The sequence below is a fragment of the Streptomyces sp. NPDC020731 genome, assembly GCF_044334705.1.
Taxonomy (GTDB): domain Bacteria; phylum Actinomycetota; class Actinomycetes; order Streptomycetales; family Streptomycetaceae; genus Streptomyces.
The window spans coordinates 308,400-328,256 of record NZ_JBIRTN010000008.1; the positions used below are offsets into that span (position 1 = coordinate 308,400).

20 protein-coding genes are annotated in these 19,857 nt (G+C 70.4%); 12 read left to right on the top strand and 8 right to left on the bottom strand.

Going from position 1 to position 19,857, the window contains the following annotated elements; genetic code table 11:
- Window positions 1–270: 270 nt before the first annotated feature.
- Window positions 271–1,104, top strand: a complete 834-nt coding sequence (locus ACH4VX_RS15315) for a PIG-L family deacetylase (protein ID WP_398367898.1) — start codon at window positions 271–273, stop codon at window positions 1,102–1,104.
- Window positions 1,105–1,765: 661 nt separating this feature from the next.
- Here ACH4VX_RS15315 and ACH4VX_RS15320 read toward each other — a convergent pair.
- The gene (locus tag ACH4VX_RS15320) at window positions 1,766–2,362 is read right to left on the bottom strand and encodes a TetR/AcrR family transcriptional regulator (protein ID WP_398367871.1); all 597 of its coding nucleotides are present in this window, start codon (window positions 2,360–2,362) and stop codon (window positions 1,766–1,768) included.
- Window positions 2,363–2,451: 89 nt separating this feature from the next.
- On the opposite strand from ACH4VX_RS15320, the gene ACH4VX_RS15325 reads away from it, so the two are divergent.
- A complete protein-coding gene (locus ACH4VX_RS15325; protein WP_398367872.1) occupies window positions 2,452–3,309 on the top strand; it encodes an alpha/beta fold hydrolase in 858 nt (285 codons plus the stop codon).
- A gap of 375 nt (window positions 3,310–3,684) precedes the next feature.
- On the opposite strand, the gene ACH4VX_RS15330 is transcribed toward ACH4VX_RS15325, so the two are convergent.
- Genes ACH4VX_RS15330 through ACH4VX_RS15340 form a run of 3 tightly spaced genes read right to left on the bottom strand, consistent with a single transcriptional unit; the run spans window position 3,685 to window position 6,478 of the window.
- Complete coding sequence (locus tag ACH4VX_RS15330) at window positions 3,685–4,251, bottom strand: hypothetical protein (protein WP_398367873.1); 567 nt, start codon at window positions 4,249–4,251, stop codon at window positions 3,685–3,687.
- Window positions 4,248–5,795: an ATP-binding protein gene (locus tag ACH4VX_RS15335; protein WP_398367874.1), complete on the bottom strand. Its 1,548-nt coding sequence runs from the start codon at window positions 5,793–5,795 to the stop codon at window positions 4,248–4,250. Before ACH4VX_RS15335 ends, ACH4VX_RS15330 begins: the two co-directional genes overlap by 4 nt.
- Window positions 5,792–6,478 carry a response regulator gene (locus ACH4VX_RS15340; protein WP_398367875.1) on the bottom strand — a complete coding sequence of 229 codons (687 nt, stop codon included), beginning with the start codon at window positions 6,476–6,478 and terminating at the stop codon, window positions 5,792–5,794. Before ACH4VX_RS15340 ends, ACH4VX_RS15335 begins: the two co-directional genes overlap by 4 nt.
- Before the next feature lie 164 nt (window positions 6,479–6,642).
- Between ACH4VX_RS15340 and ACH4VX_RS15345 the strand changes: the two genes are divergently transcribed.
- Complete coding sequence (locus ACH4VX_RS15345; protein ID WP_398367876.1) at window positions 6,643–7,518, top strand: DUF3152 domain-containing protein; 876 nt, start codon at window positions 6,643–6,645, stop codon at window positions 7,516–7,518.
- A 150-nt stretch (window positions 7,519–7,668) separates the two neighbouring features.
- Window positions 7,669–8,559 (top strand): GNAT family N-acetyltransferase, encoded by an 891-nt coding sequence (locus ACH4VX_RS15350; RefSeq protein ID WP_398367877.1) that lies wholly within the window; start codon window positions 7,669–7,671, stop codon window positions 8,557–8,559.
- 182 nt (window positions 8,560–8,741) lie between these two features.
- Here the strand turns inward: ACH4VX_RS15350 and ACH4VX_RS15355 are convergent, their stop codons facing one another.
- Complete coding sequence (locus ACH4VX_RS15355; RefSeq protein WP_398367878.1) at window positions 8,742–8,915, bottom strand: CsbD family protein; 174 nt, start codon at window positions 8,913–8,915, stop codon at window positions 8,742–8,744.
- 138 nt (window positions 8,916–9,053) lie between these two features.
- Here ACH4VX_RS15355 and ACH4VX_RS15360 point away from each other — a divergent pair, with 138 nt between their 5' ends.
- From ACH4VX_RS15360 to ACH4VX_RS15380, 5 genes are all read left to right on the top strand, one after another.
- The gene (locus tag ACH4VX_RS15360; protein ID WP_398367899.1) at window positions 9,054–9,224 is read left to right on the top strand and encodes a hydrophobic protein; all 171 of its coding nucleotides are present in this window, start codon (window positions 9,054–9,056) and stop codon (window positions 9,222–9,224) included.
- 288 nt (window positions 9,225–9,512) lie between these two features.
- A complete protein-coding gene (locus tag ACH4VX_RS15365; RefSeq protein WP_398367879.1) occupies window positions 9,513–11,711 on the top strand; it encodes an MMPL family transporter in 2,199 nt (732 codons plus the stop codon).
- A 5-nt stretch (window positions 11,712–11,716) separates the two neighbouring features.
- Entirely contained in the window at window positions 11,717–12,931 is a 1,215-nt protein-coding gene (locus ACH4VX_RS15370; protein WP_398367880.1) for a sensor histidine kinase, read from the top strand.
- A gap of 32 nt (window positions 12,932–12,963) precedes the next feature.
- Complete coding sequence (locus tag ACH4VX_RS15375) at window positions 12,964–13,623, top strand: response regulator (RefSeq protein WP_398367900.1); 660 nt, start codon at window positions 12,964–12,966, stop codon at window positions 13,621–13,623.
- A gap of 34 nt (window positions 13,624–13,657) precedes the next feature.
- Complete coding sequence (locus ACH4VX_RS15380) at window positions 13,658–14,266, top strand: hypothetical protein (RefSeq protein ID WP_398367881.1); 609 nt, start codon at window positions 13,658–13,660, stop codon at window positions 14,264–14,266.
- Between the two features lie 67 nt (window positions 14,267–14,333).
- Here ACH4VX_RS15380 and ACH4VX_RS15385 read toward each other — a convergent pair whose 3' ends face one another.
- On the bottom strand, window positions 14,334–15,653 hold the full coding sequence (locus ACH4VX_RS15385; protein ID WP_398367901.1) for a phosphatase PAP2 family protein: 1,320 nt from the start codon (window positions 15,651–15,653) through the stop codon (window positions 14,334–14,336).
- Between the two features lie 186 nt (window positions 15,654–15,839).
- The gene (locus ACH4VX_RS15390) at window positions 15,840–16,274 is read right to left on the bottom strand and encodes a VOC family protein (RefSeq protein ID WP_398367882.1); all 435 of its coding nucleotides are present in this window, start codon (window positions 16,272–16,274) and stop codon (window positions 15,840–15,842) included.
- A 196-nt stretch (window positions 16,275–16,470) separates the two neighbouring features.
- Between ACH4VX_RS15390 and ACH4VX_RS15395 the strand changes: the two genes are divergently transcribed.
- The gene (locus ACH4VX_RS15395; RefSeq protein WP_398367883.1) at window positions 16,471–17,244 is read left to right on the top strand and encodes a polysaccharide deacetylase family protein; all 774 of its coding nucleotides are present in this window, start codon (window positions 16,471–16,473) and stop codon (window positions 17,242–17,244) included.
- 32 nt (window positions 17,245–17,276) lie between these two features.
- Here ACH4VX_RS15395 and ACH4VX_RS15400 read toward each other — a convergent pair whose 3' ends face one another.
- On the bottom strand, window positions 17,277–17,468 hold the full coding sequence (locus ACH4VX_RS15400; RefSeq protein WP_398367884.1) for a hypothetical protein: 192 nt from the start codon (window positions 17,466–17,468) through the stop codon (window positions 17,277–17,279).
- Between the two features lie 364 nt (window positions 17,469–17,832).
- Here ACH4VX_RS15400 and ACH4VX_RS15405 point away from each other — a divergent pair, with 364 nt between their 5' ends.
- Window positions 17,833–18,036, top strand: a complete 204-nt coding sequence (locus tag ACH4VX_RS15405) for a cold-shock protein (RefSeq protein ID WP_030939356.1) — start codon at window positions 17,833–17,835, stop codon at window positions 18,034–18,036.
- A 229-nt stretch (window positions 18,037–18,265) separates the two neighbouring features.
- Window positions 18,266–19,768: a DEAD/DEAH box helicase gene (locus ACH4VX_RS15410; RefSeq protein ID WP_398367885.1), complete on the top strand. Its 1,503-nt coding sequence runs from the start codon at window positions 18,266–18,268 to the stop codon at window positions 19,766–19,768.
- Window positions 19,769–19,857 lie beyond the last annotated feature (89 nt).

Genomic DNA, 19,857 nt, shown 5'->3' on the forward strand with positions numbered 1-19,857 from the left:
ACCCGGGCCCGGCCACGAACCCCGGCTCCGGCATGTACGGGGCGCGTTCGTCTCTCGTGCGCGTGGAAACGCCGATGTGCGGGTCAAGCGGTCGTGGCGGGAACAACCGGTCCGGGCGGCGCTGTTGCATGGGGGGCGCCGTCGCCGGGCCGGCGGGGGACACGGAGGGGAGGCCGGCAGGTCGTCCCGTCAGGGTCCGGGCCCCGGGGGATCGCGGTACGCCCGCCGCGCTGCCTGCTCCACGACATATCTCTGCAGGAGGACTGTTTCATGACTGACCGACCCTTGACGCTCATGGCAGTACACGCCCACCCCGACGACGAGGCCACCGGAACCGGAGGGGTTCTCGCGCGGTACTCGGCGGAAGGCATCCGTACGGTTCTCGTGACGTGTACCGACGGCGGCTGCGGTGACGGGCCGGGGGGCGTCAAGCCGGGCGACCCCGGGCATGATCCGGCCGCCGTCGCCCTGATGCGCCGTCAGGAACTCGAGGCGAGCTGTGACGTCCTGAAGGTCAGCGAGCTGGAGACGCTGGACTACGCCGACTCCGGGATGATGGGCTGGCCGGGCAACGACGCCCCCGGTTCCTTCTGGCGGACCCCGGTCGAGGAAGGCGCCCTGCGGCTTGCCGAACTCATGCGGCACTACCGGCCCGATGTGGTCGTCACCTACGACGAGAACGGTTTCTACGGTCATCCCGACCACATCCAGGCCCACCGCATCACGATGGCGGCGCTGGAGATGACCACGCTGACACCGAAGGTGTACTGGACCACGATGCCCCGTTCGGGGATGCGGCGGTTCGGCGAGATCATGCGCGAGTTCGGTGAGGACATGCCGGAGCCGGATCCCGCCGAGGCCGCCGCGATGGCCGAGATCGGCCTCCCCGACGAGGAGATCACCACGTGGGTGGACACGACCGCGTTCAGCAGTCAGAAGTTCGACGCACTGGCCGCGCACGCGAGTCAGGGCGAGAACATCTTCTTCCTCAGGATGGGCAAGGAGAGGTTCGGTGAGCTGATGGGCACGGAGACCTTCGTACGTGTCAAGGACACCACCGGCGCCGCCGTACCCGAGAACGATCTCTTCGCCGGACTGCGCTGATCCGCCCGTCGGACCGGCCGGGAAAGCGCATCGACTGCGCGGCGCGATCGAGCGGGCCGCTTCCAGCGCTTCGGCGGTACTCCCCAGAAAAACTTCCCGCGCCTCCGAGTCGGCGGCGCGCCCATGGCGTGCCCGTACGGCGGGTCGACCACGGTCGACAACGGTGCGATCCTGCGCCCACAGGGGCCACGCCGGAAGCAAACGACCAGGCCAGAAGTGTCCGGTTACGCAGGCGCCGTCGCTTCCCAAGTTGAGAGCGCGAGTTCGATTCTCGCCACTCGCTCCATGATGAAACCCCAGGTCAGCAGCCTGGGGTTTTGGTGTTTCCGAGGCTTCCTCGCCGATTCCCGCCCGGCAACCACGCGAACATGGGGCACACCCGGGGCACGAGTGCCGGGGCGGACGCCGCAGGCCCACCACTCCGGCCGTCGGAACGCGTCGCCGACCTGGGTCTTGTGCCGAACATTGCGGGCCTTCCCACACGAGAAGCCCTCAGCCTGCCGGCCCCTCAGGTCCCGTGCATCAGCAAGGGCCCGAACTGCGCTGCCCGAGCGTTCCACCCGGCCAGTGGGGTCTTCGCGCGGCCGATCCCGCGCTCAGCCCCTATGAGAACGTGCGACTGTCCTGGGCAGGGGCGGGTCGCCTGTCGCGTTCAGTGAATTCAGCTCTCGCGGGTCTGCTCGATGGCTGTGCGAAGCAACTCGGCCATCGACCGGCCGGCCACTCGCAGGGGCTCCGGATCGCGGGCGGCCCGGGAGAGCACGAAAGCCCCTTCCAAGATCATGATCATCGAGTAGGCGAGTGACCGCGCCGCGTTCTCGTCGGACACCCAGCGACCGAACCACTGTTCACCGGCGCTGACCCACTCGGCGAAGACCTCCGCCGTCGCGACCCGTAGGACCTCATTGGTACCGGCAACCTCCAACGCCACCGTCGCGATCGGGCACGCGTCGGCATAATCGGTCGCGGCAAGGTCGTCCGCGGCCGCCTCGAAGGCATGCACGACGGACTCGACCGGGTCCGGAACACCGGCCAGCACTGCCATCACCATCCGGCCGTACGCGGCTCCGGACGTGCGGATCGTTTCCTCGGCCAGTTGCTGCTTGCCGCCGGGGAAGAAGTGGTAGATCGACCCGAAAGGCGCCTCGGCTTCCGTCGCTATCCGCTTCAGGCCGGTGCCCGAGTAGCCGTTACGCCGGAACAGCACCGTGGCCGCACTCTGAATCCTGGCCCGCGTGTCCGGCGGTCCCTGTGTCATGACTCTTCACCCCTTCCGCACCGCGGTCTTGGCATGTCCTGTCGGCCTTCACTAGATTACAGTAGAACGATCTATCAAATGGGGGCACGATGCCGGAGATCGCGCTGTCGTCCGGACCGATCGACTATCAGGACACCGGCGGCGAAGGGCCGGTGCTGGTGTTCGGTCATGGCCTGCCGATGAACGAGACACAGTGGCGCAAGGTGGTACCCCTGCTGGAGGGGTATCGCTGCATCCTGCCCACGCTGCCCCTGGGCGGTCATCGCCGGCCGATGAACCCGGACGCCGACCTCTCCCACCGTGGTGTCGCGCGATTGCTGGGGGAGTTCATCGAACGGCTGGGTCTGGACGAAGTGACCCTCGTCCTCAACGACTGGGGCGGTGGCCAGTTCCTGGTGTCGGAAGAGCAGGGCCGGAGGGTCGCGCGGCTGGTGCTGGTGGCCTGCGAGGCGTTCGACAACTTTCCCCCAGGACCAGCCAAGGCGTTGGCGACCGTGTGCAGGGTTCCCGGCGGCGTCTGGCTTCTGACGCGGCTGATGCGTGTCCCCGCGCTTCGGAACAGCCGCAAAGGATACGGCGGGATGAGCCTGCGGGGGATTCCGGACGAGGTCATGGACGACTGGTTCGCTCCCGCGACCCGGAGCAGGGCCATTCGCCGGGACTTCGCCAAGTTCGCCACCTCGGCGCCCAAGCGTGAAACCTTGCTGGCATGGAGCGAGCGGCTGCGTGACTTCGACCGCCCTGTACTGGTCGTCTGGGCGACCGAAGACCGATTGATGCCGCGTGAACACGGCCCCCGACTGGCGGAGTTGTACCCGAAAGGCCAGCTGATCGAGATCGCCGACTCGTCCACCCTCGTCCCCGAGGACCAGCCTGGACAACTCGCCGAAGCGCTGACCGACTTCCTGATCGGGACCGGAGCAGAGCCGGACCGACACATCGACTGAGCGCGCGGGCGGTTGGCGACCTGCACCACCCCGCCGACCGACGGAAGCGCTCGCACGGCCGACCGCGGAGTTCTCACCGTTGCCCTGCCCATCGGTGATCAGGTGACACGGGTCTCCGGGCCGTATGAGGTGCGCGCACGAGCCGTGAGTGAGTCACAGATCTCGTGCGGGACGAGGCAAGACGTCGTGGATGTTGTGCTCGGTCAGGTCGGACGCGTGCCGGGCGATCGTGCTGTAGCCGGCATCGTCGGGTGGTTCACGAGGGGGAGCGTCGCCGTGGTGGCCACCGCGCGGTCAGGCGGGCGACCGTGGCTGGAAGGCCGGTTCCGGTCCCGGTCCCGAGCGGGGGCCGTCCGGTGGTCAGCCGGAGGGTTTCTACGGGGTCAGTGCTTCCGGTTGCTCCTGCGAAGGGGACACGACGGGGCACGCGTGGTCCGACTGCGTCATCGTCCATCCGTCCCCGAGCACATGGAGGCTGAGGGACATGGCGGAACGGGGCGCGGTGCCGCTGTCGGCTTCCGCGTGGTTCACCGTGCACGTCAGCTGGAGCATGGCCCGACGGCTCAGCGGAGCCGTCTTGCCGGGGAGTTGGACGAAGAGGATACCGTCGGCGACCACCACCCGTGGCGCGTCCGTCAGGCGGGGCAGTTCCGTGGTGGCCGTCGCGGTCCCGTTCGCGGCCGGCCCCTCGAACAGCAGGTGTACGACGGCCTCGAGGTCTCCGGCGTCGTCGATCCGGCGGGGATAGGGCGTCAGGTCCCCGTCGCGCAGGAAGAAGAGGGAGACGGTGGCGGGCGTCGAGGGTGGTGCCGCGCTGGGGGAGAACATGCCGCTCGCCGGCGCACCGGCCTCGATGACACCGGACGGGGGGACTCCGCACGCTGTGAGCGCGACCGCGGCCGTGAGCCCGGACAGCAGCGCTGCCGTCCGTGAGCCCTTCACCGGGTGCTCCCGCCGCCGGCACCGGTGTCGGTGTCGTCGCGGTGCAGCGGGAGTTCGACCGTGAACACCGCACCGCCCCGGGGCAGGTTCGCCGCCCGGATGCGCCCCCCGTGCAGGCGCACGTTCTCCGCCGTGATGGCCAGACCCAGCCCGTTGCTCTCGCTCCTGGCCCGTGAGGTGCTCGCCTTGTAGAACCGCTCGAAGATGTGCGGCATGACCTCCTCGGCGATCCCCGGCCCGTTGTCGGTCACCTCGATGACGGCCCACGCCATGCCCGCCCCGTCCACCCGTACCTCCATGGTCAGCCGCACGGGCGGCTCTCCGTGCCGCAGCGCGTTGCCGATCAGATTGGCCGTCACCACGTCGAGTCTGCGCGGATCGACGCGCGCGCGGAGCTCACCCGGTCCGGGCAGCCGGGTCTCCACCTGCTCCTGCCGCCACCGGGAGGCGACGGTGCGCCGTACGGACTCGGCCAGGTCGATCTCGTCCCGGTTGAGTTCGGCCGCCCCCGCGTCGAAACGGGAGATCTCCATCAGGTCGTTCACCAGTCCGCTCAGCCGGTTCGTTCCCTCGCTGATGAGCCGCAGCGCTTCACCGGTCTCCCCTTCCCCCTCCAGGTCCAGCACGTCGGTGACCGCCGACATCGCCGCCAGCGGCGTACGCAGCTCGTGGGAGACGTCCGCCACGAAGCGGCGCCCCTGGGCCTCCAGGCGACGCAGCTCCCGTACGGTTCGCTCCAGTTCGGCCGCCGTCTCGTTGAAGGACTGGGAGAGGTCGGCCAGTTCGTCGGAGCCGGTGACGTCCAGCCGGACGTCGAGATGCCCCGCGGCCATCCGGCGCGTCGCCCGGCGCAGCGCCCGTACGGGACGCAGTACGCCGCTCGCGGCGAGCAGCGCCAGGACGACGGCGAGGCACAGGGCCACCAGGGTGGCCCGCTCGATGCCGCTGACCATGGCCTCGACGTACCCCTCTTCGGTGGTCTGCGGGACCTCCAGGTACATCACGAACCCGGAGAGCCTGGGCTCCGTGCCCTCGCCCGAGGTGTACGTGACGGGCATGCCGACGACGAGACGAGGACGCCCGTCGACGTTCATCCGCTGGAACACCGCGACACGTCGGTCCCGGACGGACCGGAGCAGTTCGGGGCTCGGCTCGACGAAACCGGCGCTCGGCGCACAGGCGCGGTGGCCGCCGTACGTGGCCATGATCCGCCAGCCCGACGAACGGTTCGCGTACAGCACCTGGTCCACCGCGAACTGGAGGTCCGACTGGTCCGGGGCAAGGGGGATGGAGGGCGCGACGGCGTCGACGCTCGTACGGAACCGGTTGATGACGGAGTCCTGGCTCTGCTGGAGCACCCCCGTGCGCGCCTCGCGGAAGGCGAGGGCCCCGGTGCCCAGGGAGCTGGCCATGGCCACCAGGACGAAGGACGTCAGCAGGCGGGGGCGCAGGCCGCGCAGGGGGAGCGGGATGCGCGCCAGTGCCGCCCGGAGGAACCACCGGGGGCCGGCACCCGGTACGGCGGCGGACCTCCGGTCGCTCATGAGGTGCCGAAGCGGTAACCGAATCCGCGTACGGTCTGCACGTAACGGGGATTCCTGCCCTCGCCGAGCTTGTTGCGCAGTCGCTTCACACAGGCGTCCACGAGCCGTATGTCGCCGTGGTAACTGTGTTCCCAGACCGCTTCCAGCAGTTGCTGGCGGCTGAACACCTGGCCGGGCGAGGCCGACAGGGTCAGCAGCAGCCGCAGTTCGGAGGGGGCGAGGGTGACGGGTTCGCCGCGGTGCGTCACCACGAGCCCGGCGCGGTCGACGACCAGCTCGCCGTGCGTCTCCGCCCGGGGACGGGTGCCGTCCGGCAGCGACGCGTCCTGTCTGCGCAGTACGGCCCGTATCCGTGCGTCGAGCACCCGGGCCTGCACGGGCTTCACCACGTAGTCGTCCGCACCGGTCTCCAGTCCCACGACCACGTCGACGTCGTCCCCCCGGGCCGTCACGATGATGATCGGCACCTGGTCGCGGTCCCTGATCCGGCGGCACACGTCCAGGCCGGACATGCCGGGCAGCATGAGATCGAGTACGACGACGTCCGGCCGGAAGGGGCGGAGCTGTTCCAGCCCCTCCTCCCCCGTTTCCACGGCGAAGACCTCATGCCCCTGGTGCCGCAGACCCAGCTGGACGGCCCTGCGGACATCCAGGTCGTCTTCGACGATCAGGACCCGTGGCATTTCGGCAGTGTAAGCAGACCGGACGAGGTGACCGTCCCGAGGAAGGTCCCTCTCCGACCGCCGTTACACAACGATCACATGGGCCGGGGAACGCGGGGCGTCGTTATCTTTCCGTGACGGCACCGGCTCATGGGGATCATCTGGGATCACCAGATTGAGCTGCCATGCATTCGGCACGACAGCGGCAATCCGCACCCGCCACCGGCAGCACCACAGCCGGTCACCGCGCCGGTCACCGCGCCGGTCACCGACGCCGGGAACGGCCGCGCCGCCGGGGCCAGAGCCTGCTGACCAGCCTGCTGGTGACCGCCGGCCTGCTGGGTTCGGCGGCGTACTTGCTGGAAGGCGGGCGGAGCGACGCGTCGGACGGTGCGCCGCACCCGCGGAGCACGCACGTCACCCCCACTCCCACACCGCCCCCCTCCTCCCCCTCCCCCTCTCCCACCGCGAGCCGGACCGAGATCGACGTTCCCCCGACGGGCAGCGGGACGTTCGTCACCGCGCAGGCCAGTGGGGAGAAGGTGGGCAGCGGCTCCCGCCCGGTGCGCTACGTCGTGAAGGTCGAGACCGGCCTCGACATCTCGCCGTCCCAGGCGGCGAACGAGATCGCCGGGATACTCGCCGCCCCGCGGGGCTGGACCCACGACCCGGACAACGCGTTCCAGCTGGTGGGCGCGGGATCGCCGCACGACATCACGATAAAGATCGCGACACCGGCGACGGCGGACGCCCTGTGCTGGGCCGGCATCCAGCAGGACACCGGAGGCGAGTACAACTGCGAGGTTCCCGGAGGGGTGGTGGTGAACCTCAAGCGCTGGGTCAAGGGCTCACCCACCTTCGACGGGCCGATCCATGACTACCGGGCGCTGATCATCAACCACGAGGTGGGGCACTTCCTCGGCCACTCACACGTGACCTGCGGGGGCGCCGGGCAACTGGCCCCCGTGATGATGCAGCAGATCAAGGGCCTGCACGGGTGCGTCGCCAACGCCTGGCCCTACGACGAGAACGGTGACCTCGTCACCGGGCCGCCCGTATGACCGGCGCCGGTCCCGAGGCCGGCCGTCACGGCGAACGGCCGTTACAGCTCGGTCGTACACCGGCCCCGGGGCCATGAACTCCCTGCCCCTCAGCCGGTTGCATGGTCAACTGTGGTCGTACGCAACCCCCTTGACCTCACCGGAGCCACCTTGCCCATACGTATCACTGCCCTCACCGATCCCGACCGCACCCCTTCCGCCCATCGCCTCGCGTGGCTGGCCGGCGGGGATGACGGTGATCCGCTCGGGTCCGCGTTCCTCCGGGTGTTCACCCGGGAGGGCCAGGAGCACCTGGCCGAGCTCCAGGTGAACGTGCACCCGGCGGAGCGGCGCCGGGGGGTCGGGTCGCGGCTCCTCGAGGCGGCGGTGGCTGCCGCGCGGGAGGCGGACAGGCGGTCGGTGGTCGCGCAGGCCGACGCGGGCACGCCCGGCGATCACTTCCTTGCCGCACATGGCTTCCGCAAGGTGCTGGCACTGACGTATGCCCGGCTCGCGCTGGACGGGCCGGACAGCGGCAAGGCCGACGGGATCAACGCGATCGTCGAGCGGCCGCACCCCGGTTACCGTCTCGCGTCCTGGCGCGGTGCCGTCCCCGAGGAGCTGGCCGGGACCTTCACCGACTCGCGCCGCGCGATGGACGACATGCCGATGGACGACACCGATTACGGTGTCGTGGCCTGGGACGTCGAGCGGGTTCTGGCCGCCGCCAAGGCCGTCGCCGACCGCGGGGAGCTGCTCACCACCGTGGTCGCCGTCAGCGAGTCGGACGGCTCGATCGTCGGTTTCTCGGAGCTCGTCGTGCCGGGTGACGGCAAGGGGGACGGGCTGCACTACGGCACCGGCGTACTGCCCGAGCACCGCGGCCGCGGTCTCGGCCACTGGATGAAGGCCGAGTCGATCCGCCTCGCCCGCGCCGACCACCCCGCACTCGCCGGCCTGGTCACCGACACGGCGGACAGCAACACGCACATGCGGCGCGTCAACGACGCGCTGGGGTACGTCCCCACGCACAAGGCCCTGGAGTACCAGCTCGATCTCTGAACCACGGCCGCAGGCGGAACGGTACCGGAGGCCGGAGCCGGCGGGAGAGGGCCGCGTGTGTCCCCGCCGTGCCCGATCGAGCAGCGGCCGGCGGGGAATTCCCGGCGGTTTCGCGAGCACATGGGAAAGGGGCTGTCCCGGCTCGTTCCGGGACAGCCCCCTTTCCCGTCGCCATGGCGGCATCAGTGCTTGAAGGCGTCCTTGGCCTTCTCCTTGGCTTCGCGGGCGTCTCCCGTGCTCTTCTCGGCCTTCCCCTCGGCGGCCATCCGGTCGTTCCCGACGGCGCTTCCCAAAGCCTCTTCGGCCTTGCCCCGGGCCTGCTCGGTCTTCGCCTTGGCCTTCTCACCGGCACTCATGGAACACGCCTCCTCGTAGCGTCCTTGCCGCTGTCGTGGTGGAGCCCGCGTACCCCCACTTTTCCTTCACAAACAAGGTGTCATCAGTGAATGACGGCACCGACGCAGGGCAAACGGTGGCGCAGGAGGTTGATACATATGGTTCCCCTGTTGCTGGTTCTGCTCCTCGCACTGATCCTCTTCGGCGCGGGATTCGCCGTGAAGGTCCTTTGGTGGATCGCCATCGCCGTTCTGGTGGTCTGGCTGCTCGGCTTCGTCATGCGTTCCACCTCGGCAGGCGGTGGCCGCGGCCGCTGGTATCGATGGTGATACGTCCCGAAGTCGCGTTACATCCCGCAGGGCCCGGCCACCACGGTGGCCGGGCCCTGCGCTCGCGCGTGGAAGGGCGGAATGCCGAGCCCGACGGATGGAACCGACCGAAGGCATCCCGAGCGGCTGCGGGGAACGGACGGGGACGGCCGGGCGCGGAGCGGCCCGTGTGAAGGAACCCGACGCACGTGGGGTTTCCCCCCGTGCCGTTGTCCACCGAGCGGTGGACAACGGGTTCAACCGAGTACCTCTGTCCGGCGACTGCCCTGTTCAACAAGGCTTTCGGGCATGAAAACATTCTCTGTGAGCATGGCTCGCTGGAGCGCGCGGCACCCCTGGTGGGCGATCGTCGGCTGGCTGGTGTTCGTGGTGCTGTGCCTGGGGGCCGGCAGTGCTGTCGGCATGAACAGCGCGAAGACCGCGGACTACCGGGTCGGTGAGGCCGGCCGCGCCGAGACCCTGGCGGCTGAAGGAGACCTGGAACGCGGAGCCGCCGAGCAGGTGTTGATCTCCGCCAGGTCGGGCGCTCTCGACCGGGCCGCGGCACAAGCCGCCGCGGAGGATCTCACCGCGCGGATGGAGCGGTTGCCCGATGTCGCGGGCGTGGCCGGCCCGTTGCTCTCCGACGACCGCGCGATCCTCATGGTCGAGGTGACGCTGAAGGGTGAGGAGCGGGACGCGAAGGACAAGGTCGACGCGCTCGTGGAGCAGACCGCGGCGGTGCAGCGGAGCCATCCCGGCCTGCTCCTCGAGGAGACCGGAAGCCCTTCCATCAGCAAGGGGGTCGGTCAGCAGCGCAGCGACGACCTGGCGCTCTCCGAGGCGATCACCCTTCCGGTCACGCTGATCACGCTGATGGTCGTGTTCGGGTCGGTCACCATGGCCGGGGTGCCACTGCTGCTGGCGCTGTCGTCGATCGCCGGGGCGATCGGGCTCTCCATGGTCGTCTCACACATCTCCCCCGACGCCGGCGTCGGCACGAACGTCATCCTGATGATCGGCCTCGCGGTCGGCGTCGACTACACGCTCTTCTACCTCAAGCGCGAGCGCGAGGAGCGGGCCCGCTCCGGCGGCCGGCTCGGCTCGGAGGCACTGGTGGAACTGGCGGCCGCCACCTCGGGCCGGGCGGTCGTGGTCTCCGGGCTCGCGGTCGTCGCCTCCACCGCGACGCTGTATCTGGCCTCCGACGTGATCTTCTCCTCGCTCGCGACCGGCACCATCGTCGTCGTACTGGTGTCGGTGGCCAGTTCGCTGACGGCCTTGCCCGCACTCCTCGTCAAGCTCGGGAAGCGGGCGGAACGCAAGGAACTGCGGCGGGCACACGGCGGAAAGCCCGTCCGCCGGGTGGGAGGGAAGCGCGCCGGGGGCCGGATGTGGGCCGCGCTGCTGCGGCCCGCCGCCCGGCATCCCCTGGTCACCCTGTGCGTCTCGGTCCTCGGTCTGCTGGCGCTCGTCACGCCGCTCGCCGGACTGAAGATCACGGAGATGAGCCGGGACACACACTCCCGCGACATCCCCGCGATGCGCGTGTACGACCGGCTCAACGAGGCGTTCCCCGAGCAGCGGGTCACCCACCAGGTCGTCGTACGCGCCGACGTCTCGCGCGCCGCGGACGTCACCTCGGCCCTGCGCACGGTGGCCCGACGGGCCGACGCCGACCCGCTGTTCGCCGGCACCCCGCGGATACGGACGTCCGCCGACCGCCGCACCAGTGTCCTGGAGCTGAAGGTGCCGCACCTCGGCAACTCCGAACAGGCGTACGACTCCCTCGACCGGCTGCGGGACGACTACGTGCCCGCCGCGGTGGGCGGGATCGACGGTGCGGAGTTCGGTGTGAGCGGCGACGTCGCCCGCTACGCCGACTATCCCGCCCACCAGAACGGCAAGCTCCCGCTGGTCCTCGGCGCGCTGTTCCTGGTGACGTTCGCGATGACCGTGTACGCCTTCCGCTCGGTGGTGCTCGGTCTGATCGGTGTCGCGCTGAACCTGCTGTCCGCGGCGGCGGCGCTGGGACTGCTCGTCCTGGTCTTCCAGGGGACATGGGCCGAGGGGCTGCTGGACTTCCACTCCACCGGATCGATCGGATCGCGGGTCCCGCTCTTCCTCTTCGTGATCCTGTTCGGGCTCTCGATGGACTACCAGGTGTTCGTGGTGAGCCGGATCAGGGAGGCCGCGGCCGCCGGGGTCCCCACGCGTCAGGCGGTGCTCGACGGGATCCGCAGCTCGGCGAGCGTGGTGACCAGCGCCGCGGTCGTGATGACGACCGTCTTCGCGAGCTTCGTCTTCCTGCACATCATCGAGATGAAGCAGATCGGCTTCGTACTGGCGGCGGCCGTGCTGCTCGACGCCTTCGTGGTCCGGATTCTGGTGCTGCCGTCGGCGATGCTGCTGCTGGGCGAGGCGAGCTGGTGGCCCTCGCGCCCGCAGCGGGCGGCGACCGCATCGGAGAAAAAGACCACCCCGCGTTCAGCGGCCACCGTACGTTGATCAGTATGACCGCTCTCGCCGGGCCCACCGCCGACGCCTTCTGGGCCATGTCACTGCGCCGCTGGAACGCGGTGTGCTGGATGCTGTTCGCCGTGATGGCCGTCGGCCTCGTGGCGATGGACCGGCCCGGCGGGAGCAAGTACACGGCGCTCGCGCTCCTGGGTGGTGTGGTGCTGTGTTACGCGGTCCTCGACCGCTTCCCGGACAACCCCGTCGTACGGCCGCACGTCTACCTCTCGGTGCTGGCGGTGGCGTTGGGCGGGCTCGCGTACCTGCGCGGCAACTACGCGGCGCTGTTCATGGTGACGCTGCCGCACTACTGGATGTTCGGGCGGACCCCGAGGGCCTCGATGGCGTTCCTGGGGCTCGCCACGGCCGGCACCCTGGCCGGGAGCGTCCTGCGGCAGGACGGCTGGTCGGTGGAGTTCTTCAGCGAGACGCTCGTGTCCACGCTGATCGTCGTCGCCGTGGGGGTGCTCATCGGGCTGTGGGCGCACTCGGTGGTCGCGCAGAGTGCGGAACGGGCTCGGCTCATCGCCGAGTTGGAGCGGACCCAGGCGCAACTGTCCGAGGCGCACCAGCGCCAGGGCGCGGCGGACGAGCGGGAGCGGATGGCACGGGAGATCCATGACACGCTCGCGCAGGGCTTCGCCTCCATCATCGTGCTCGCCGAGGCGGCCCGGGCGGGGCTCGACTCCGGCACCGCGCGAAGTGCCCAGCAGCTGCGGTCGATCGAGTCCACGGCCCGGGAGAACCTGACCGAGGCACGGGAACTGGTCGCCTCGGCGCACCGGCCGGGCCAGATGGCGGCCGGTTCGGTGGCGCAGACGCTGCGCCGGACCCTGGACCGCTTCGCCGAGGACACCGCGCTCACCGTGAACGCCGACCTGGAGGACCTGGTGTGCGACCAGCAGACCCGGATCGCGCTGCTGCGCTGCACCCAGGAGTCCCTGGCCAACGTACGCAAGCACGCCCGCGCGTCCACGGTCGGCGTGGTGCTGGCGCGGCAGGCGTACGGGGTGGAACTGGAGATCACCGACGACGGGACGGGATTCGTGGTCGAGGAGTCGGTGGGCTTCGGTCTGGACGGAATGCGCAAAAGGCTGGCGGAGCTGGGCGGGAGGCTGACGGTGACGAGTTCGGTGGGGGACGGAACGCGGGTACTGGCGTTGGTTCCCATGGCTTTCCGGGCGCCGGACGAGAGCGGGGCGAAGGCGTGACCGGCCGACGGGTCGCAGGAGTGGGCGGCGGAGTGGGCGGCGGAGTGATCCGCATCATCGTGGTGGACGACCACACCGTCATGCGGGCCGGAGTGGTGGCTCTCCTCGCCTCCGAGAGCACCATCGAGATCGTCGGCGAGGCGGGCGACGGCCGGGCGGCCCTCGAACTCGTCGAGCGGTACGAGCCCGACGTCGCCCTGGTCGACCTGCGGATGCCGGTGCTCGACGGAGTGGCCACGACGACCGAGGTCGTGGCGCGCTTCCCGCGTACCCGGGTGCTGATCCTCACGACGTACGACACCGACGCGGAGATCGAGCGCGGAGTGGAGGCCGGGGCCATCGGCTACCTCCTCAAGGACACCACCCGTGAACAGCTGGCCGACGCGATCCACGCGGCGGCCCGCGGTGAGACGGTGCTGGCGCCCCGGGTCGCCGAGAGGCTGGTCGCCCGGATGCGGCAGCCCGCCCAGGTCCCGCTCACGGCCCGCGAGGCGGACGTTCTCAACGCGGTGGCGGACGGCCTGACCAACGCGGAGATCGGGCGGCGGCTCGTCATCGCCGAGGCGACGGTGAAGACCCACCTGCTCCGCCTGTTCGCCAAGCTCGACGTGAACGACCGGACGAGGGCCGTGGTGGTGGCGATGGAGAGAGGGCTGCTGCGGAGGGTCTCCGGCACGGAGGGCTCCCCGTGACGTCCCAGCGTGCCGATTCCGGTCGTCGTACCGGATGCGCCTGTACGTACCGCGGTGTCGAGAGCGCGGTTTCCCGGTCTGCGGACACCCGCCGCGCCGTGGAAATCCGGGTCACGTCGCGCGATTCCGGCTGGCGGGACGGGCCGTGACGCCGGCGGAGGAAGCCGCCGCCTGTTACGCACGGGCCGTCCGGGAATGGGGGCGCGCCAACATCCCCGCCGAGGTCGACGTGGAGCACTTCAACCGCTTGGCACAGCAGTTGATCGACGCCGCCGACGCCGACGCCCTGCCCCTGTTCGCCGGCCGGCGCGCGCAGCCCTGCCCCGCCGACGACCCGGTCGGTGCGGCCATGCAGCGGATCCACGTACTGCGAGAACACCGTGGCGCCTGCCATCTGGCGGCGGTGCGCCTGTCCGGGCTGAGCGCCCGGGAGGCGATGGTCATCCACCTCGGCGTCGAGCAGGCCACCCACTACGGCCGGCAGGAGCCACATCCCGTTGCCGCCTCCCTGGTCCCCCGGTGGCGGCGCGCCGAGCAACGCACCGACGAGCCGCAGGCGCCGCTCTACGCCACGCTGACCGACCGGCAGCGCACCGAGTTCGCCCGGCTCGTCGACGCGTTGACCGCCTCCCCGACCCCGTGACCGGTCGTCGGCCGGGTCCGGGACCCGCTCGGGCGGTGCCCCGGCCCGCGGCCGGGTGCGACACGGCTCAGATCGGCTCGGGTTGTGGTTCGGGGTGCCGCGCCGGTGCGGTCCCTCGTGACCACAGTTGCGTGGTGCGTGCGTAGCCGTAGATCACCGAGGCCGTCGCCAGCAGGAGCAGGGGGCCGGCCGCCCAGGGGTGTTGCGCCATCTGCAGGGGCAGCCAGCGGTAGGACAGCAGGAACGCGGTGAGGACCGAGGCCCCGTAGACGGCCAGCCGGATGCCTGCGCGGTCCCAGCCGCGGTCGTACGCGCGCAGGGCCACTTCGATGGTGAGCGTGAACACCACGCCGGCGATGAGGTCCGCGCCGTAGTGGTAGCCGAATCCCAGGGTCGCGCAGAGCGTGGCGATCAGCCAGAACGTTCCTGCGTAGCGCAGGAGCCGGGGTCCCTTGCGGGAATGGATGAAGATCGCGGTCGCCCACGCCGTGTGCAGGCTGGGCATGCAGTTGCGCGGGGTGATCCCGTCGAACGGCATGGGGTGCGGGGCGGTGACCGGCGGCAGTGTCCGCGGCCACAGGTCGGCCACGGCCCAGGGCGCGCTGGGCGGCATGTCCGGCGCCCACAGGCTGACGGCCGACCAGTGTTCGGCGCCGGTGCCGTAGGCGAAGACCGGTCCGACCACCGGGAAGATCATGTAGAAGGCCGGTCCGACGAGGCCGATGACCAGGAACGTGCGGACCAGGTGGTGGCGTGGGAAGCGGCGCTCGGCCGCCACGTGGCGCAGTTGGTACAGCGCGGCGATGACCGCGGCCACCGCGAGGTTGCCGTAGACGAAGTCGAGGAGGTTGAAGCCGACGGGACCGGTGGCCGTCACGATCCGGCCCGCCAGCCACGACGGGTCGCCCAGCGCGTGATCGGCGGTGGCCACGTACTGGTCGAGCACCGCCGGGCGGGTCTTCGAGGTGATGAGCAGCCAGGTGTCACCGGTCTTGCGGCCGGTCATCAGCAGCAGGGCCAGGCCGGCGCCTTTCAGCAGCAGGACCCGTTCCGGGCCGGTGCGGCGGGTGACGGCGACGACCGCGGCGCCCAGGATCACCCACAGGGCGCCGATGCCGAAGGGGTGGCCGCCGTCCGTCCCGGCGTCGAGCGCCCACCGGACCACCAGGAAGGCGAGGTCGACGCCGATCGCCGTGGCCACCGCGATGCACCGCTCCCGCCAGGTGAGCACCACCGTCATCAACGCCATGGCGGCGTACAGCAGGCCACCCGACTTGGGGGCGAACATCACCTCCCGCGCCTGAAGGGTGATCGGCCCCGGTGTGCCGTAGCGGCGCGCGGCGAACTCCAGCGCGACGAGGAAACCGAGGGCCACGACGGCGGCCAGGGTCCAGAGGGCGGTCCGCGACGGGCGCCGTACGGAGGACTCGGGTCTCTCGCGTATTCGCGGAAAGTTCTGCGGCGGTATGTGTCTCAACTTCTGTCAGCTTTCCCAAGGAGCAGCCGGTCGGGAGCAAGACGGAAGGAGCACGCTCCGGGTTCCCGTCCCGGGAACGGGAGGGGGAACGGCCCCTCAGTCGAGACAGAACTCGTTGCCCTCGATGTCCTGCATCACGATGCACGACTCGTTGAAGCCGTCGGCGACCAGTGTGCGCACGTGCACCGCGCCGAGAGCAAGCAGTCGGGCGCACTCGGCCTCGAGTGCGGCGAGGCGCTCCTCACCCACGAGCCCGGTGCCGGCGCGCACGTCGAGATGCACCCGGTTCTTGACGGCCTTGCCTTCGGGAACGCGCTGGAAGAACAGCCGCGGGCCCACACCTGAGGGATCGACGCAGGCGAACGCCGAATTCCGGCGCTCGGGCGGCAGCGAGCGGTCGAAGTCGTCCCACGTGGCGAACCCCTCCGGCGGCGGTGGCACGACGTACCCCAGCACCTCGCACCAGAAACGGGCGACGCGCTCGGGTTCCGCACAGTCGAAGGTGACTTGGACCTGCCTGATCGACGACATCGGATCACCATAGACGCGCGTGCTGTTCACCGGCACCCCGGGTGCCGTCGCCGGTGTTCGTCGAGTTGTCCTCGAACTCCCCCGGAATTGTCCGTGATCGGTAACGGACGCATCCCGTGGGCGTCGTCCCTCGTCCTGTCAGGTGGTCGCGAGGTGACCGGGGATCGGCGAACAACTGCGTGGAAGCGGGGCGGGCATGGCACGGCACGGTGGCGGGCGCGGCTGGTACGGCAAGATGGTCGGGGCGGCGCTCGGGGTGACGGTGCTCGCCGTCGGTGCCTCGGTGTGGACCGCGCAGGCCGACCCCGTGGGCGGTCCGTCGCCGAAGGCGACCGCGACCGCCGCGCCGGGCGGCGACCTCGAGCCGGTCGACGCGACCATCGTGCACGCCTCGGACAAGGGGCCGCGCGGCGTCAACATCACCATCGACGACGGCCCCGACCCCGCGTGGACCCCTCAAGTGCTCGACATACTCGAGGAGTACGGGGTGAAGGCCACGTTCTGTGTGACGGGAACGCAGGCGCAGGCCCACCCGGACCTCGTGAAGAAGGTGGTCGCGGCCGGGCACCGGCTGTGCAACCACACGGTGTCGCACGACACCACCATGGACAAGAAGTCCGAGGCCTACCAGAAGAAGGAGATCCTCGACGCCGAACGCATGATCATCAAGGCGTCCGGGGGCGTACGGTCGATGTACTACCGGGCGCCGGGCGGGGCCTTCACCCCCTACAGCCGCGAGCTGACCGCCTCCCGGGGCATGCGTCCGCTGGGCTGGAACGTGGACACCAAGGACTTCGAGCAGCCGGGCACCGACGCCATCGTCGCCACCGTCGAGCGAGAGATCTCCAACGGGCCGACGATCCTCTTCCACGATGCGGGAGGCGAGCGCGCCCAGACCGTCGAAGCCCTGCGCCGCGTCCTGCCCTGGCTCGAGGAGCAGGGCTACTCCTTCGGCTTCCCGGTGCGCTGAGCCCCTGAGCCGGTCCGTCACGAGCCGGTCCGTCACGGGCGGCCGAGGGCGCGGTGCTCCCGCCCGGCGGCGCGCCACCGGGCGGGGTCGAGGGCGTGGCGGCCGGACACCACGGGCGCGCCCGCGCCGGCCCGGCACAGCCGCTCGGCGCGGAAGCACAGCCTGAGGTCGACCGCCTCCTCCGCGGCCCCGACCCCGGCCGGAGCCGCGGATGTGACCTTCATCGCGGTGACGGGGACCCGGCGCGTTCGCCGGCGGGCGATCCACCGGCGACGGTGGCAGCGGTACCTCCGCCGTCGTCGGAGGTCACAGGGGTGCGGACGGAAGCGCACGGCAGGGATCCCGTGCTCCGCGGAGAGTGATATCTGTGTCCGCGACGTGAGGAATAGGTGCGGGGCGCGATACGTATTCCCCGGCCGTCGACCGGACCGGAATTGTCGGTCACGCAGGGCTGATCGCAGCGTGCTACTGTCGATCTCAGTTGCAGGTGTGGTTGCCAGAGGGTTCATTTCCTACGGGTTGATCATCACGGCGACACGGAATTCACGCAGGGTGAATTCCTGATACCGCCTCCGAAGGAGAAAAGACATGGCTACTGGCACCGTGAAGTGGTTCAACGCGGAAAAGGGCTTCGGCTTCATCGAGCAGGACGGCGGCGGCCCCGACGTCTTCGCCCACTACTCGAACATCGCCGCCCAGGGCTTCCGCGAGCTGCAGGAAGGCCAGAAGGTGTCGTTCGACATCGCGCAGGGTCAGAAGGGCCCGACGGCGGAGAACATCGTTCCCGCCTGACACCGGCGCCGACGCGTACTTCGCGGCTGGGGCCCGCACCTCTGGGTGCGGGCCCCGGCTCGCTGCGTTTCCGGGCGCGACGGGTAGACTCCACCACTTCACCGACCGGTGACGCTTTCCCCGTCGGCCCGGCTCGCCCCCCATCTGTTTCGGCTCGTCTCGAGATTCTCTGCGCCGCTCATGTGCTGCGGGAATTCCTTGGTACGCGCCCCATCAAGGAAGGTTCCGCATGAAGCGTGCCCGCACATATGACCGTTCCGGAGGAGGCTCCGGCGCGCCTCGCTCCAACGCCCCCCGTTCCGGTGGTCCGCGCCGTTCCAAGGGTTACGGAAATCGACCGGCCGGACGGGCCGTGCAAGGCGAGTTCGCGCCGCCGAAGACGATCACGCCGGCGCTGCCCGCCGCCGAGTCGTTCGCCGATCTCGACATGCCCGAACGGTTGCTGGCCACGCTCGGCCACGAAGGCGTGACCGTGCCGTTCCCGATCCAGGCGGCGACGCTGCCGAACTCCCTGGCCGGTCGTGACGTACTCGGCCGTGGCCGCACGGGCTCGGGCAAGACCCTCGCCTTCGGCCTCGCCGTACTGGCCCGCACGGCGGGGCGGCGTGCCGAGCCGCGACGGCCGCTCGCCCTCGTCCTCGTCCCCACCCGCGAGCTCGCCCAGCAGGTCACCGACGCGCTCACTCCGTACGCCCGCTCCGTGGGCCTGCGGCCGGTCACGGTCGTCGGCGGGATGTCCATCGGCAGGCAGGCCGGTGCGCTGCGCGCCGGGGCCGAGCTGGTCGTCGCGACGCCCGGACGGCTCAAGGACCTCATCGACCGGGGCGACTGCCTGCTGGACGACGTCGACATCACGGTCCTCGACGAGGCCGACCAGATGGCCGACATGGGCTTCATGCCCCAGGTCACCGCCCTGCTCGACCAGGTGCGTCCCGGCGGACAGCGGATGCTCTTCTCGGCCACCCTGGACCGCAACGTCGACCGGCTGGTGCGGAACTACCTGCACGACCCCGTCGTCCACTCGGTCGACCCCTCCGCCGGCGCGGTCACCACGATGGAGCACCACATACTCCATGTGCACGACGCGGACAAGCACCGGACGACCACCGAGATCGCGGCCCGGGACGGTCGAGTGATCATGTTCCTCGACACCAAGCACGCGGTGAACCGGCTGACCAAGCACCTCCTGAGCAGCGGTGTCCGCGCCGCGGCCCTGCACGGCGGCAAGTCCCAGCCGCAGCGCACGCGGACCCTGGCCCAGTTCAAGAGCGGGGATGTGACGGTGCTGGTGGCGACCAACGTCGCCGCGCGCGGAATCCACGTCGACAACCTCGACCTGGTCGTCAACGTGGATCCGCCCAGCGACCACAAGGACTACCTGCACCGCGGCGGTCGTACGGCCCGTGCCGGGGAGTCCGGCAGCGTCGTCACCCTGGTGACCCCCGACCAGCGTCGCGACATGAGCCGGCTGATGGCCTCGGCGGGCATCACCCCCCACATCACGCAGGTGCGTTCGGGTGAGGAGGAGCTGAGCCGCATCACAGGCGCCCAGGCCCCTTCCGGCGTTCCGGTCGTCATCGCCGCTCCGCCCGTGGAACGTCCCCGCGCCGCGTCTTCCCCGTCCCGCAGCCGCCGGGGCCGCCGGGGCCGCGCCACCGGCCAGGGCCGGCCCGCCGGTGAGGAGGGGCGCCGCAGGACACAGCGACGGCCCGACTTCGGCCCGGCCGCCTAGGGTCTGTTGCGAAAGTGCTGGTCACAGCCATTCGTTGATGGCCGCGACCAGCACGGTCGCTTCGTAGCGGACGGCGAGTTTGTCGTACC